1 protein-coding gene is annotated in these 740 nt (G+C 48.4%); it reads left to right on the top strand.

Annotated features, from left to right (window positions below; genetic code table 11):
* Window positions 1–740: secretin N-terminal domain-containing protein (locus R7Q48_RS27050; RefSeq protein ID WP_318133332.1), on the top strand; the 740-nt coding region annotated here is incomplete at both ends.

Raw genomic sequence — 740 nt, 5'->3', positions numbered from 1 at the left:
GTGGTTCATTACGATCCAGCTAACATCATCCTGATCACCGGTCGTGCAGCGGTAGTAAACCGTCTAGCAGAAATCATCAAACGCGTTGACCAAGCTGGTGACAAAGAGATCGAGCTAGTAGAGCTTCGCAATGCCTCGGCTGCTGAAATGGTTCGTATCGTAGAAGCCCTGAACAAAACGACCAACCAAAAGAGCACGCCTGAGTTTCTTGAACCAAAAATCGTCGCGGATGAGCGTACGAACTCGATCCTGATTTCTGGCGATCCGAAAGTACGTGCACGCCTGAAACGTTTGATTCGTCAACTTGACGTAGAAATGGCAACGAAAGGTAACAACCGAGTGGTTTACCTTAAGTATGCAAAAGCAGAAGACCTAGTTGATGTACTGAAAGGTGTCTCTGACAACCTGCAAGCCGAAAAACAAGCGGGTCAAAAAGGTGCATCCAGTGCACAACGCGGTGAAGTCGTGATTGCGGCTCATGAAGCAACCAACTCACTTGTTCTGACTGCGCCGCCAGATATCATGATGGCTTTGCAAGACGTAATTTCTCAATTAGATATTCGCCGTGCTCAGGTTCTGATTGAAGCCTTGATTGTTGAAATGGCCGAAGGTGATGGTATTAACCTAGGCGTTCAGTGGGGGTCACTAGAAACGGGTGCTGTGATCCAGTACGGCAACACAGGTGCGCCAATCGGCCAAGTCATGGTTGGTTTGGAAGAAGCGAAAGACGTTACCAAAAC

The sequence above is a fragment of the Vibrio sp. 378 genome (assembly GCF_033339435.1).
The sequence above is the reverse complement of the archived record's forward strand: the minus strand, read 5'-3'. Positions and strand labels throughout refer to the sequence as shown.